The sequence below is a fragment of the Saccharothrix stipae genome, assembly GCF_054781895.1.
Window position 1 is genome coordinate 829464 of sequence record NZ_BAAGTN010000002.1, and the last position, 14769, is coordinate 844232.

The window sequence follows — 14769 nt, forward strand, 5'->3', positions numbered from 1 at the left end:
CGTCCGGCGGGATCGAGGTCGAAGTCGAGGAGCGGACGCTTGCGCGGTCGGGCCGGGCACTTCTCATGTCACCTTGATGACGACCTTGCCCGAGGCGTGGCCGTTCTCGACGGTGGCGAGGGCGGCCGGGGCGTCGGAGAGCGGGTGGACCGCGGTGATCACGGGTGCGAGGACTCCGTCGAGGGCCAGTCGGGCGGACCGCTCCAGGTTCTCGCGGTCGAGGCGGCGCTGGACGACCCGCCCGCCGAGGTCGGGCACGGACATGTCACCCACGGCGATGACGGTGCGGGGATCCCGGGCCAGCGCAGCGACCGTGCGCAGCGAGGTGCCTCCGACCAGGTCGACGATCCCGTCGACGCCGTTCGGGGCCTGCTCGCGTGCCGCGGCGAGGACGTCCTGGGCGGTGTAGTCGACGAACCGCACCCCGAGGGCTTCGGCGTGCTCGCGCTTGGCGGTGCTGCCGGTGCCGACGACCCGCAGTCCGCGGCTGGTGGCCAGCCGGGCGACGGCGAGGCCGACCCCGCCGCCGACCCCGTTGACCAGGACCGTGGCACCGGCCGGGAGGCCGAGCTGGTCGAGCGCGTCCACCGCGGTCGTCCCGGCCACCGGCAGCGTCGCCGCCGCGGTCGCGGACAGGCCCGCCGGGATGCGCGCGGTGTTCGGCGCGGACAGCACCGTCGTCTCGGCGTAGGTGCCGCCACCGGTGAGCGCGAGGCCGAAGACCGCGTCACCCACCGCCAGCCCGTCGACGTCCTCGCCCGCGGCGAGAACGGTTCCCGCCGCCTCCATGCCCAGCACGCGGGGGAAGGGACGCCCGCCGTCGAGCCCGGGGACCGGACCGGAGCGCAGGAGGTGGTCCAGGGGGTTCACGCCGGCGACCTCGACCCGGATGAGCACCTCGCCGCGACCGGGGACGGGGTCGGGACGATCGAAGGACTCCTGCACCTCGGGCCCGCCATACCTGCCGAAACCCCACGCCTGACCCATCCTCTGCCGCCTCTCAGCCGATCGGCCCGGTGGTTCCGGGCTCTGCGGCCATCCTCACCCCTCACATCGATGTCAGGGGCAAGCGGCCGAGGCGCGGGTCACAGGATCAGGCCGACCGGGCCACCGGTTGCGGGGTCGTGGACAGCTCCGCCCGGTGCCGGCTGTTGGCCTTGATCAGCACGTCGAGCGCGTCCCGGGTCTCGACCAGATGAGCGATGTCGGCGTCGATCCGGTCGCGCTCGCGCGTCATCGCCGTGAACGTCTCCTCGGCCACGCCCAGGTCACCGGGAATGTCCACGCACGGCAGCACGGTCGCGATCACCCGGCTGGACATACCCGCGTCGAACAGCTGTCGGATGAGCGACACGCGCTGGACCGCGGCATCGGAATAGTGACGCTGCCCGGCGTCGGAGCGCGAACTGGTCAGCAGACCCTGCTCCTCGTAGTACCGCAGCGAGCGCTGACTCACGCCCGTGCGCTTGGACAGCTCACCGATCCGCATCCCCCAAGCCTACGTCCGCGTGCTCCCGGGTCCGGTCGACGCGGCACGAGAACGCGCCGGCCCTCCCGCAAAGGAGGCAAGGCAACGTCTTCCCCGCGCACGAACTCTCCCCTCCACCGCTCCCGCCGGGCGGCGTACCGGTGTCCCAGCACGGCGGCGATGAGGCCGCAGACCAAGGCGGCGACGCGCCACACGCCGGAGCGGCGCATGGGGCTACCCGACCCGACCAACATCGGGGGTGAAGACCGCGTCACTCACGGCGGTGCTGTCCGTCCGGTCAGGCAGTGCTGCACGAGCGGGCCGAACCAGGCGACCAGCTCGTCGATGGACGATGAAGCGATCGGTTCGATCCGCACGATGTACCGCGCTACCGCGAGACCCAGGATCTGCACGTTGACCATGCCGGCCCGCACTGCGGCGTCCGGCGTGTCGAGCATCGCCGCGAGCCGGTCGGTGATCTCACGGTCGATGAACTCGCGCAGCAGCGCTTCGGACGCCTCGTCGGCGGGTGCCGACCTGGTCAGCATCACGAGTGGGGTGCGGTCGGACTTGTCGAGGTTCTCCAGGAGCGTGCGGACGATGCGGGCGCCGACGGCGTCGAGATCAGCGGTGAAGATCGACTCGATGGCGGACGGGACGGCGTCGGACATCTCGACCGCGGCGGCGAACAGGCCCTGTTTGGTGCCGAAGAAGTAGAACACCATCGCCGGGTCGACCCCTGCCGCGGTCGCGATCGCACGCACGGTCGTGCCGCGGTAGCCGTGTCGGCCGAACAGGTCGCGGGCGGTCTGGAGGATCCGCTGCTTGCTCTCCGCGCCGGACCGCCAGCGTCCCGGCCTGGGGTGGGTGCCTTGTTCTGCCATGACCGCCGAAGCCTAGCACCCATTCTTCACCGGTAGGTGGAGTTTCACCACCACCCGACGTAGAGTCTTCTTCATCGACTGATGAAGAAAGGTGGCGACGGGATGAGGGTGATCGTGGTCGGCGCGGGACTGGGCGGATTGACGCTGGCACAGGGGTTACGCCGAGCGGGGATCGAGGTCGTCGTGTACGAGCGAGACGACGCGTCGGGGCGTCCGCAGGGTGTCAGCCTGCATGTCGACGACCGAGGCGCCTCGGCGTTGCGGGCGTGCCTGCCTCCCGCACACGCGGCGATGGTGGCGGCCACCATGGGTGGACCGCGCGAGCAGACCCTGACGCTGTCCGAAGTGGACGGATCGCTCACCGTCGTGGGCGCTCGGTCGTCCGACGGCGTGGCCGGTCGAGCGCGGCCTGGCCGGCAGGTTCATCGTCCGTTGCTGCGTGCGGTGTTGCTGACGGGGCTGGCGGACGTGGTTCGGTTCGGCGCGGAGGTCACGCGGTTCGAGCAGCGAACCGACGGCACGGTCCGGGTGTGGTGTGCCGACGGCGGCACGGACACCGCGGACGTGCTGGTCGGCGCCGACGGGATCGGTTCGGTGGTCCGCCGCCGGTACCTGCCGCACGTGCGGGTGGTCGACACGGGACGACGCATGCTCATGGGTGCGACCCCGCTGCGGGCGGTGGCCGGTACCGGGCTGCCGGAACTGGTCGGCGACAGCCCCGCCAGTGCGCGGGTACGCGGCACGATGATGGCGCTGGGCGTGCTGCGGTTCACCGAGCCTCCCGAGGCCGCGCGGAACCGGTGGCTGCCTGCCCTGCGCCCCGGCGCGGTCGCCGAGGTCGAGGACTACGTGATGTGGGCCCTGCCGACCACGCCGGAGCGGCTCGGTTCGGCCGGGTCGCCGGCCGCGGTGTGGCGCCAGGCGGTGGAGTCGACCGCGGACCTGCCCTCGGCGCTGCGGTTGGTCGTGGCCGAGGCATGGCCGGCCCTCACGGTCGCGCTGCGCATCGGGACGATCCCACCGCCACCTGCCTGGCCCGCCCGCCCGGTGACGGTCGTCGGCGACGCCATCCACCTGGCCCCGGGTTTCGGCGGCAACCTGGCGATGCGGGACGCGCACCGCCTCCGGGACGCACTGGTCGAGGCGGATCGCGGCAGGCTCGACCTGCTCGACGCGATCGGCGCCTACGAGGACACGATGCGCGGGGACAGCTTCGTCACGCCCGCCACGGCGAAGGCGGGCACATGAGCCTCAACATGCTGACCCGGAGGTCTCTGTCGTTGTTCGCCGCGGTGGGCGGTTGGCGCACGGTCGCGGAAGGCGTCGCGTCACGCGTGCTGTTCCTGATCGCCTTCCTGCTGACCGGCCAGGTGCCGACCGCCGCGTTGACAGCGGTCGGTGGTGTGGCGGTGTTCGCGGTGGTGCGGGTGTTCACCGACCGGAAGTACTGGCAGGCAGCGGTCGGGCTGACCACCGTCGGGGTGTCGGCGTTGCTGGCCGGGAGTACCGGGAGCGCGGTCGACTTCTACCTTCCGGCCGTGCTCGTGCAGGCGGGTGGGGGTGCGGTGTTCCTGATGTCCATGCTGGTGCGGTGGCCGGTGATCGGGTTGGTGGTGGGGGCGGCACGCGGTGAACGCTTCGGTTGGCGGGGAGACCCGGTACGGCGACGGCGCTATCAGGTGTGCACCGCGGTTTTCGTGGCGAAGTTCGCCATCGCCACGGCGGTGCTGGTACCGCTCTACTCGGCCGGGCAGGTGATCCCACTCGGCATCGTCGCCACGCTGTTGGGCGGTGCGCCCGCGGCGGGCGCCTGCGTCTACCTGTGCTGGAGAATCCTGCGCGCCCACGCGGAACCGACGGGCCCGGACCGGTCGCCCGGGTGACCGTCGTCGATCAAGCGAATCCCGGGGCGGCGGCGGGCGGTGCCTCACCCCGGTGAACCACTCGCCGCACTGCTCGGCCGCGACGTCGCCGACCTCGCGGTCGACCGGACGTGCGTGAACGCGGGTGACCCTTGATTACCCCGGCGGGATGCGCTACGCCAGTGCCGGGGGGTGGACAAGAACATGGTGACGGTGTCCCGGCTCGATTTCCGGCTCCTCGGCGACCTGGAGGTCCGGGTCGACGGCGAGCCGGTGGACCCAGGCCCCTCCCGGCAGCGCTGCGTCCTGGTGGCCCTGCTGGTCGACGCCGACCGGGTCGTCCCGGTCGACCGCCTGGTCGACCGGGTCTGGGGCGAGGACCCGCCGCTGCGCGCCCGCACCGTCCTGCAGAGCTACCTGTCCCGGCTGCGCGGCGTCCTGGCGACGCCCGACCTGGTCGTCGCCCGGCGTCCCGGCTACGTGATCACCGTCGATCCCGCGGCGGTGGACCTGCACCGGTTCCGCCGGCTGGTGGCGCGGGCCCGTGAGGTCGGCGACGAGCAGGCACTGCCTCTGCTGGACCAGTCCCTCGGCCTGTGGCGGGACCGGGCGTTCGGGCTGCTGGACACCCCGTGGCTCATCGGCCTGCGCGACGCGCTCGACCGGGAGCGGCTGGAGGCCGAACTGGACCGCAACGACATCGTCCTGCGGCGCGGCGGGCACGCCGAACTGCTGCCCGCCCTGACCGCGCGCGCCGCCGAGCACCCGCTCGACGAGCGGCTCGCCGGTCAGCTGGTGCTCGCCCTGCACCGCGCCGGGCGCTCGGCCCAGGCCCTCGACCGGTACGAGCGGGTGCGCGGGCTCCTGGCCGAGGAGCTGGGCGTCGACCCCGGTCCCGCGCTGCGGCGGATGCACCAGCAGGTTCTCACCGCGACCGACGACCCGCCCGCCCCGGTGCACACCCTGCCCCGCGACGTCGAGGACTTCACCGGGCGCGACCTCGAACGCGACCGCCTCGTCGACGCCTCGGCGGAGCTGACCGCGATCGACGGCATGGCCGGGATCGGCAAGACCGCGCTCGCCGTGCACGTCGCGCACCGCCTTGCGGACCGGTATCCCGATGCGCAGCTGTTCGTCGACCTGCACGCCCACACGGCCGACCGCGAGCCCACCGGCCCGGCTGCGGCGCTGGGCGTGCTGCTGCGCTCCCTCGGCACGCCGGCTGAGCGCCTCCCGCCGGGACTGGAGGAGCGGGCCGCGCTGTGGCGGGCCGAGCTGGCCGGCCGCAAGGCCGTGCTCGTGCTGGACGACGCGGTCGACTCGGCCCAGGTCCGGCCACTGCTGCCGGGCGGCCCCGGGTGCCGGGTGCTGGTCACCAGCCGGCGGCGGCTGGCCGACCTGGAGGCGGCGCGGACCGTGTCGCTGGACGTGCTGCCGCACGCCGACGCCACCGCGCTGTTCACCCGCGTCCTGGGCGAGGACCGGGCCGAGGTCGAGCCCGGCGCCGTGGCGGAGGTGGTCCGGCAGTGCGGCGGCCTGCCCCTGGCGATCAGGATCGCGGCCGCGCGGCTGCGGACCCGCCCGGCATGGACGGTGGCGCACCTGGTGGAGCGGCTGCGCGCGGGACCGGTGCTGGCCGAGCTGGCCACCGGGGACCGGAGCGTGGCGGCCGCGTTGACGTTGTCGTACCAGGCCCTCCCGCCCGACCGGCGGCGGTTGTTCCGGCTGCTCGGCCTGCACCCGGGGGCGGAGGTCGATGCGCACGCGGCCGCCGCGCTCGGCGACATCGGCGTGCCGGCGGCCGACCGCCTGCTGGAGGACCTGCTCGACCTGCACCTGCTGCACCAATCCGCGCCCGGCCGGTACCGGTTCCACGACCTGGTGCGGGCGTTCACCGCGCAGCTCTCCACCGACACCGCCGACGGGGACGCCGCTCACGCCGACGACGACCGGCACGCGGCGCTGACCCGCCTGTTCGACCTGTACCTGCACGCCGCCGCGCGGGCGATGGACCTCATCGCGCCCCGCGAGAAGAGCCGGCGGCCCGAGGTCGGCCGCGCGACGACGGCCGTCCCGCCGATGGACGACTACGGCCAGGCCATGGCGTGGCTGGAGCGCGAACGGTCCAACCTGGTGGCCGTGGCCACGCACACCGGTCCGGGAGGGGCGAACGGCCGGGCCGGCCTCCTGTCCGGCACCCTGCTGCGCTACCTGGACCTGCGCGGCCACCACGAGGACGCGCTCGCCGTGCACGGTCATGCCGTGCTCACCGCCCGCGCCGCCGGCGACCGCCGGCTGGAGTGCCAGTCGCTGGGCAACCTCGGCACGGTGTACGAGCGACTGGGCCGCTACGCCGACGCGGCCGACCACCACCGGTGGGCGCTCGCCCTGGCCGAGGCACTCGACGACCCGGCGCTGGCGGGCCGCACCCACAACAACCTCGGCAACGCCCACCTCGCCGTGGCGGACCACCGGCAGGCGCTGGCGCACTACCGGCAGGCCCTCGACCTGGCCAGGCAGACCGGCGACCGGGCCGGGCAGGGCCGCACGGCGAACAACGCCGGCATCGTCCACGAGCGGCTGGGTCAGTACGAGGCGGCCGTCGCCCACCACCGGCACGCCCTCGACCTGGCGGCCGACGACCCGGCCGGACGCGCCTACGCGCTGCACGGCCTGGGCATCGCCCACCAGGGCCTGGGCCGCCTCGCCGACGCACTCGCGCACCTCGGCGAGGCGATGGCCCTGGCCGAAGAGACCGGCAACCGGGGCCTGGAAGGCTACACCGCGCAGGGCCTGGGGTCCGCCCACCTGGGACTGGGCCGCTACGACGAGGCCGCCGAGCACCACCGGCACGCCCTCGCCGTGGGCGAGGAGACAGGCAACCGCGGGCTCCAGGCCGAGGCCCTCAACGGGCTCGGCGACACCGACCGCGCCGCCGGCCGACCGAGCCGGGCGGTCGCCCACCACCGGCGGGCGCTCGCGCTCGCCGCCGAGACCGGCGACCGGTACCAGCAGGCCCGCGCCCACGACGGCCTCGGGGACGCCCTCGGCGACACCCCGGAGAGCCGCGACCACCGGGATCGGGCGCTGGCGCTCTACACCGACATGGGCGTGCCGGAGGCGGAACAACTCCGCACCTCGACCGGTCCGCACGAGCACGGGGAGGCATCATGAGAACTCCGTCCGCCCGCCGAGCGTCGATCGCCTTCGCCGCCGCGCTCGCCGCGGTGTTCCTGCACCCGAGCACCCCGGAGGCACGCGGCATCGTCGGCGGGGCACCGGCAACGGAGATCTACTACGCCGCCTCGGTGCAGGAACGCGTCGGGGTCAACCAGGACGGAACCGGGGACCACTTCTGCACCGGCGCGCTCATCGGCACCCGCTGGGTGCTGACCGCCAGGCACTGCGTCCAGGGCAGGCAGCTCGGGGCGGTGCAGCTGCGCACCGGCAGCATGAACCGCACCTCCGGCGGGAGCCTGGTCCTGCCCGTCCGGTTCATCGCGCACCCCGCGGTCGACCTGGCGCTGGTCGAGCTGGACCGGGCGGCGAGCGGACGGCCGGTGGCGATCGCGGCCGCGTCGGCGCCCTCCGGTGCCTTCACCACCATCATGGGGTGGGGCGGGACGTGCCGGAGCACCGGACCGTGCGCCAGTCCGTCGACGCTCCAGACCCTGCGGACCTCGGTCCTGCCGGACACCTCGTGCACCAGCGGCCTCGGCCACATCATCTGCACGAACAACCCGAACTACAACGGCAACTGCGCCGGAGACGACGGCGGCCCCCAGGTGGGGGGTGTCAGTACCTCCTCTCCTGAGCTGGTCGGCACGGCGACCACACCCAGCGGGCCGGGCTGCGGCCTCACCCCGACGGTGTACGTCGACGTCCCGCAGTACCGCAGTTGGATTACCGCGATGACGGGCATCGTGTAGGGCCCAGCGCGGGCACGTCCACAGCGGTTGCGCTCGCGGAATCAGGTGCCGTAAAGCCGGTAGAAGTGCTCGACGGCTTGCCGCGTCCGCGCGTCGATGTCGGCGGGATCCCACTCGACGGCCGTGAGCAGGGCCTTGATCTGCGCGTCGCGCACAGCCAACCCGAACAGCACGGTGAAGGCGTCGGCCGGGTCCGGGCAGTTCAGCTCACCGGCGTGGTGCGCCCGGTTCAGCACGGCCTCGAACAGCGGTCCGGTCGTGTCGCGGCCGTGCGCGAGGAGCTGCCCGGCCAGTTCGGGGTTGCCGGGCACCTCGGCGATCGCGGCCCGGTTGAGCGCCAGTGAACGGCGGTCCGTGAGCAGCGTCAGCAGGGCGCGCACCGCGTCGACCAGGATTTCCCGGACGGGGCGGTCGTCGTCGAGCAGGGCGTTGGTCTTGGCCGACTGCCGCAGCACCAACGCCTCCAGCAATCCCCGCCGGTCGCCGAAGTGGGCGTAGATCGTCTCCTTGGACGCGCGGGCGCGCTCCGCGACCTTGCGGGTGGTGAGGCCGGCCAACCCCTCGGTCTCCAGGATTTCGAGCGCGGCGTCCAGCACCGCTTCACGCCTGGCTTCGCCGCGCAAGTGGCTTGACATACCCGAACCGTACCGTACGGTTCGGGTATGCGCCCCCTCAGACCCCAGCTCGTCCTGACGTTCCTCGCCACCCTGCTGCTCGCCCTGATCGCCGGTTTCTTCTACGCCTACGCGTGCTCGGTGATGGTCGGCCTCGCGCACACCGACGACGTCACGTTCATCGGCGCCATGCAGGCGATCAACGCGTCGGTGCGCAACGCGTGGTTCGCGTCGAGCTTCTTCGGCGCCCTGGTGATCACCGCCGCAGCGGCTCTGACGGGCATCAGCCGCCGACCGAGTCGCGCCACCGCCCTGCTGGTCGCCGCCCTGCTGCTCTACGGCCTGGGAGGGTTCCTGCTGACCATGCTGGTCAACGTCCCGCTCAACGAACAACTCGCCGCCGCAGGCGATCCCCGCACCATCGCGGACCCCGCAGCCGTGCGCCGCGCCTACGAGAACCCCTGGATCACCTGGAACCTCGTGCGCACCATCGCCTCCACGATCGCCTTCCTGCTGGCCGCCGCAGCACTCCACCACCTCGGCCGACCGGCTACGGCATCCAACACGCCGCGGTAACCGCCTCCGACGCACCGCAATCAGCGACAGAGCCGACAACCGCACAGACCCGCTTGGCCACGGCCCGTCCCAGCGCAGGCAGGAATGCCTGGTCAGAGCTACCTTCCCGTCCCAACGTCCCGGATACGTCCCATCGCCTCGGCCCGCCGGCCTTGAACGGCCGAGGCTGGACGCCGCTGGGGCCGTCCGGGTCCCGGCGGCGGGACCACTGGAAGGCCGGGGGGGTATGGACCAAGGTCCGCACCGGTGAGATCGCCGACTGCGGGGTCGGCGACGCCAGCCAGATCCGGTACGTGCTGCTGGTCCAAGTGGGTTGACCGTCGGTGGGTGGGGTGTCAGCGGCGCTTCAGCGAGCCCGAGAAGATCAGCACGGGTTCTCGCGATCGTGACGACGTCGCCCGGCTGCACCGTTTTCACACCTCCGTCGAGATCGTGGATCGCTTCGTCGCGCGGTCCGGCTGTGACGGTGGCCGTCCCGGCGATGGTCCAGCGGATCGTGGCGCCGTAAACGGTGTCGGACTCCGTCACGGTGAACTCGCGTTGCCAGACGTTGTCCAGGAGGTTCATCTGCCGGCCGTGGCTGCACGACCTGCTATGGGCGTGCCGGAGCCGGCGCTGCAGCCGCTCCACGGCCGACGCGGCGCTGGTCGGCACGCCACCGACGGGTTGCAGAACAACAGAAATCCTCGTGCCACCCCACTTGTGGGAGGCCGGGCTCCTCGCCGTGTGCCGCCGTCACGGCCCCCGCCAGGCCGATCAACACCGCGCTGGCAGCCAACCCGCTGGTGAGATCTCAAATGCAGGTGCGCCGGGCGGTCACCTGCGACTTCCCCATCCCGCTATCCCTTCGGATCGGTGCATGGGTTCGCCACCGGTGGACCAATCCGCAGATGTGCGGGCCCGTGCTCCGGAACACGTTGTGTCGTAACGGCTTCGGGGCGATCCCGATAAGGGTGGTACCGCAGACGAGGGACGGGTGGACGTGGCGAAGGTTTTCCTCAGTTACTCGACCGAGGACCGCGACGTCGCCGACCGCGTGCACGAGTGGCTGGTCGGCCAGGGGCACGAGGTCTTCTTCGACCGCGACCTCGTCTACGGCGTCACCGTCGGCGAGGCGTGGAAGACCCGGCTGTACGACGAGCTGAGCCAGGTGGACGCGGTGGTCGGCTTGATCAGCCGGGCCTACGTGGCGTCTACCTGGTGCACGGCCGAGGTGTCGATCGCCGACGCGCGTGGCTGCCTCGTGATTCCCATGCGTATCGCGGACATCACGCACCCCTTGATCCAAGACCGACAGCACACCAGCGCCGACCGGACCGTGGCCCTGGAGCAGGTCGGGACGCGGTTGCGATGGCTCGACCTGGGCACGCGGGGCGAGTGGCGGGACGGTGACAACCCGTACCCCGGCCTGAAATCGTTCACCGCGGACCGCTCCAGGCTCTTCTTCGGTCGTTCTCGCGAGGTGCGGGAAGTGGTCGCCCTGCTGCGCGCCGAGGTCGGGCACGACCTGACCGCCGTGACCGGTCCGTCGGGGTGCGGCAAGTCGTCGCTGGTGCTCGCCGGGGTGGTACCGCAGCTGGCGGCCGACCCCGACTGGCTGGTCCTGGACACCGTCGAGCCCGGCACCGATCCGGTGTACGCGCTCGTGGTCGCACTGGCCGCCACCGCTCGCAGGTCGGGGTTGGCGTGGTCGCCGGAGAACGTGCGTCGCAGACTCGCCGGAGCCGATGTGCGGGAGCTGGTGGACGAACTGCGGATCGCCTCCCGCGCGCGCCACGTGCTGCTGGTGGTCGACCAACTGGAGGCGCTGTTCAGCCCCACTGTGCCGGCCGACGAGCTCGCGGCGTTCGGTGAACTCCTCGCCGGGCTGAGCGGACGGGCGCGCGTGCTCGGCACCGTCCGCTCCGAGTTCCTGGACGACCTGGCCGGGCTCGGGGTCGGCCGGATCGGCACGTACCTGCTCGGCCCGCTGGCCAAGGACATGCTGCGCGCCGCGATCCGCGAACCCGCCCGGATCGCGGGCCTGCCACTGGAACCGGAACTGGCCGGCCGGCTGATTGCCGACACCGGCTCGACGGACGCGCTGCCGCTCCTTGCGTTCGCCCTGAACCTGCTGGCCGAGGGCAAGCGGCGCGGCGACACGCTGACCGTCGCCGCCTACGACGCGCTGGCGGACCGGCACGGGTTCGCCGGCCTCGGCGGTCTGCACGCCGTACTGGCGTCCCAGGCCTCCGGCGCGCTGACCGTCGCCGCGCGTGATCTGGGCGAGCCCGCGGTGCTGGCCGGTCTGGTGCGGCTGGTGAGCGTCGACCGGTCCGACCGGTGGACCCGCCGACCGGTGGACGTCGCCACGCTCGACCCGTCGCTGCGCGAAGCCATGGCGGTGTTCGTGTCACACCGATTACTCGTCGCCGACGGTGCTGTCGTCCAGTTCGCACACGAGGCGCTGTTCACGGAGTGGCCGCCCTTGGCCGCGGCGATCAAGCGGCAGGGCACGGCGCTGCGCGCCGCCCGCGACGTGGAGCAGGCGGCAGCGGAGTGGAGCGCGGCGCGCCGGTCCGAGGGGTACCTGTGGGACGAGGAGCGCTACTCGGCGACCGTCCGCCTGCTGAGCCCGTCCGCTGGTCCTGACGCTTCCGGCCGGGAGTTCCTGCGCGCCACCGACGCCCGCGTCGAAGGGCGGAGGCGGCGCGAGAGGTTCCGGCGCACCAGGACGTTGAGCATCCTGAGCGCGCTGCTGGCGGTGGCCGTCGTCGCGGGCGTGGTCGCGGCCGTGCAAACCGGACGGGCCCAGGACGAGCGCGACGCGGCGACCAAGGGCGGACTCGTCGACCGGGCCGCCGGCGTCCGCGCCGCGGATCCACAGCAGGCGTTGCGGCTCGCCCTGGCCGCGCACCACATCGCGCCGGACCGGGCAACCGAGACGGCACTGACCCGGAACCTGACCCAGGACCGCTACGCGGCCACCCTGCGCGGCCACACCTCCTCGGTGTTCTCCGCCGCGTTCAGCCCCGACCAGCGGGTCCTCGCGACCGGTGACGGGGCCGACCACGCACTGCGGCTGTGGGACGTGTCGGACCTCTCGCACCCGCGCTCGCTCGGGGAGCCGCTGACCGAGCACACCGAGTGGGTCCTGGCTGCGGCCTTCTCGCCGAACGGGTACATCCTGGCCACGGCGAGCCAGAAGGAATTGCTGCTGTGGAACGTCGAGGACCTGGAACGACCCCACCTGATCGTCAAGGTCGGTGCCTTCGAGGGTGAAGGTCGAGCCGACAAGCTCGGCCTCGCGTTCAGCCCGGACGGCACGAAGCTGGCGGCCACCTATGGTGGGCTGCTGTCGCTCTGGGACGTCTCCGATCCGAACAAGATCGTACAACTGGGTCCAGTCGCCCAGGAGCTGCTCAACACCTACAGCGACGTGGCGTTCAGCCCCGATGGGCTGCAGCTCGCCGTCGTGCTGCAGCCGGACGGCGGATGGAACCTGCCCAGCGAACTGTGGCTGTGGGATGTCACCGATGTCGCCGTGCCTCGGCGCATACGCGCCGCCACCGCGGAGGACTCGTTCACCGCGGTCTTCTACGTCCCCGGGCGGAACCGGATGCTGGCCACGTCCACGGGTGATTACCTCAGCAGCGCAGACCCGGAAGTCCGACTGTGGGACACGTCGACCCCCGAGGCGATCGTCCAGGTGGGAGACCCGCTGCGCGGGCACGACGTCGGCATCCGGGACATCACGATCAGCCCGGACGGACGCACGCTCGCCTCGGCCGGCCTGGACACCACCGTCGCGCTCTGGGACATCGGGAACCCGTTGGCCCCGCGCTCGATCGCGAACCCGCTCACCGACCACACCAACGAAGTCCACGTGGTCGCTTTCGGCGCCGATGGCGCCCTGGTGACCGGGAGTGCGGACAACAGGGCGATCCTGTGGTGGCCGTCCTCGCACGTGCAACCGGTCCGCCTCGACGGCCGCTCGCTCGACGTGGACAAGGAAGTCCTGGACGTCGCACTGAGCGACGACGGCCACCGGCTGGCCGTGGCGGCGCACTCGGGCCGGACGTGGGTGTGGGACCTCACCGATCCGACGACTCCGCGCGGACCCGGTTCCGTCGTGGCCGAGCAGGGACGGATCACGTCCCTCGCGTTCCGTCCCGACGGGCGGTTCCTCGCCACCGGCACCGAGGACAGCGGTAAGGAGGTCGACGAGCAGGTGACCCTCTGGTCCGTGGAGGAGGTCTACACCCCGAGACGTGCCGGACCACCGCTTCCCGGGCTGCGCGACGACATCGCCAACCTGCGCTTCTCCCGGAGCGGCAGGCAGCTCTGGGCCACCAGCGTCGACGTCACGCTGCGGACCTGGGACGTCGATGATCCGGCCGCCCCGGTGGTGATAGCCGACTCGATGCAGGGCCGCTCCGACAACCAGCGGGCGATCGCGTTCCGCGCCGACGGGGCCGCGATCGCGTCCCAGGACAGCAAGGATCGGGACCTGGTGGTCATCCGCGACATCACCGACCCCAGGGACGTCGTGCTGCTGGAGCAGCCGATCCGCCATGACGAAGTCCGAGCCCTGACCTTCGTCGCGGAGGGGGAGGTGCTGGCCACCGGAGGGGACGACGTCGTGCTGTGGGACGTGTCGACGGCATGGCAACCGCGGCAGCTCGGGTCACCGCTGGGCGTCGGTTCGGACGTCGATTCCCTCGCCACCAGCGAGGACGGCACCATCCTTGCGATCGGCAAGGGCGACGGGAGCCTGTCGGTCTGGGACATCACCGACCGCGGCCGGCCCCACCGCATCGGCGATGCCCTGGAACGGCATGACACGAGCGTCCAGCACGTTGCGCTGAGTCATGACGGCCGCAGGCTGGTCAGCGGCGACGCCGCCGGGCACGTCGCGCTGTGGGACCTGTCGGCGTACCTCGACGTGCGCGGCCGCCCCACCGAGCTGGCGTGCGAGCGCGCCGGCCGCGGCTTCAACCGGGAGGAATGGCTCCGCTACGTGGGCACGGCCTTCGAGTACCGCGACACCTGCCCGTGAACAACGCCCGTCCACCACTTGCGTGGAATTGTTGTGCAGCCCGAAAGTCATCGTCGCCGGTAGAGCGAGGATGTCACCGTCTTGCAGCCATACCCTGATGATCGTGTCCTGCTGGAGCACGCCACGGGCACCCCGGATGAACGCCCACTGCGAACGGGTCATCGGCACCACCCTCCGACACGAACTCCTCCCACGACCAGGTCAGCGACCACGACCCCCCAAATCGCCCGACCGCGCCTCCCCTCAGCCGCCCGAGCCCGGACCGACCGGCGTCGCCGACACTGCAACCGTTCCGGGGCGTCCAGGAGCCACCCGCCGAGCAGAACTCCACCGGGCGGAAGGAGTGCTGCGAACGCTCCCTGCGCGGTGCGCGCCGAGCCGGTCGCGGGCCGAGCCAT

10 protein-coding genes are annotated in these 14769 nt (G+C 72.4%); 6 read left to right on the forward strand and 4 right to left on the reverse strand.

Translation table 11 applies throughout. The annotated features are described in order from the left end of the window. Positions 1–63: 63 nt before the first annotated feature. The 3 genes from ACYVLT_RS06730 to ACYVLT_RS06740 all read right to left on the reverse strand — a co-directional run bounded on the left by ACYVLT_RS06730 (position 64) and on the right by ACYVLT_RS06740 (position 2352). On the reverse strand, positions 64–987 hold the full coding sequence (locus ACYVLT_RS06730) for an NADP-dependent oxidoreductase (protein ID WP_461119215.1): 924 nt from the start codon (positions 985–987) through the stop codon (positions 64–66). Positions 988–1093: 106 nt separating this feature from the next. Next, positions 1094–1489, reverse strand: coding sequence for a MerR family transcriptional regulator (locus ACYVLT_RS06735; protein ID WP_461119216.1), 396 nt, complete (start codon positions 1487–1489; stop codon positions 1094–1096). Positions 1490–1743: 254 nt separating this feature from the next. Next, a complete protein-coding gene (locus ACYVLT_RS06740; protein ID WP_461119217.1) occupies positions 1744–2352 on the reverse strand; it encodes a TetR/AcrR family transcriptional regulator in 609 nt (202 codons plus the stop codon). A 102-nt stretch (positions 2353–2454) separates the two neighbouring features. On the opposite strand from ACYVLT_RS06740, the gene ACYVLT_RS06745 reads away from it, so the two are divergent. The 4 genes from ACYVLT_RS06745 to ACYVLT_RS06760 all read left to right on the forward strand — a co-directional run bounded on the left by ACYVLT_RS06745 (position 2455) and on the right by ACYVLT_RS06760 (position 8143). Next, the gene (locus tag ACYVLT_RS06745; RefSeq protein ID WP_461119218.1) at positions 2455–3600 is read left to right on the forward strand and encodes an FAD-dependent oxidoreductase; all 1146 of its coding nucleotides are present in this window, start codon (positions 2455–2457) and stop codon (positions 3598–3600) included. Continuing rightward, positions 3597–4235: a DUF3159 domain-containing protein gene (locus ACYVLT_RS06750; RefSeq protein ID WP_461119219.1), complete on the forward strand. Its 639-nt coding sequence runs from the start codon at positions 3597–3599 to the stop codon at positions 4233–4235. The genes ACYVLT_RS06745 and ACYVLT_RS06750 overlap by 4 nt, the downstream gene beginning before the upstream one ends. Positions 4236–4427: 192 nt before the next feature. Further along, positions 4428–7388 (forward strand): AfsR/SARP family transcriptional regulator, encoded by a 2961-nt coding sequence (locus ACYVLT_RS06755; protein WP_461119220.1) that lies wholly within the window; start codon positions 4428–4430, stop codon positions 7386–7388. Continuing rightward, a complete protein-coding gene (locus tag ACYVLT_RS06760) occupies positions 7385–8143 on the forward strand; it encodes a S1 family peptidase (RefSeq protein ID WP_461119221.1) in 759 nt (252 codons plus the stop codon). The genes ACYVLT_RS06755 and ACYVLT_RS06760 overlap by 4 nt, the downstream gene beginning before the upstream one ends. A gap of 41 nt (positions 8144–8184) precedes the next feature. On the opposite strand, the gene ACYVLT_RS06765 is transcribed toward ACYVLT_RS06760, so the two are convergent. After that, positions 8185–8778, reverse strand: coding sequence for a TetR/AcrR family transcriptional regulator (locus ACYVLT_RS06765; RefSeq protein ID WP_461119222.1), 594 nt, complete (start codon positions 8776–8778; stop codon positions 8185–8187). Positions 8779–8805: 27 nt separating this feature from the next. On the opposite strand from ACYVLT_RS06765, the gene ACYVLT_RS06770 reads away from it, so the two are divergent. After that, the gene (locus ACYVLT_RS06770) at positions 8806–9333 is read left to right on the forward strand and encodes an anthrone oxygenase family protein (protein WP_461119223.1); all 528 of its coding nucleotides are present in this window, start codon (positions 8806–8808) and stop codon (positions 9331–9333) included. Between the two features lie 982 nt (positions 9334–10315). After that, complete coding sequence (locus ACYVLT_RS06775; protein WP_461119224.1) at positions 10316–14371, forward strand: nSTAND1 domain-containing NTPase; 4056 nt, start codon at positions 10316–10318, stop codon at positions 14369–14371. The last annotated feature ends 398 nt before the right edge of the window (positions 14372–14769 follow it).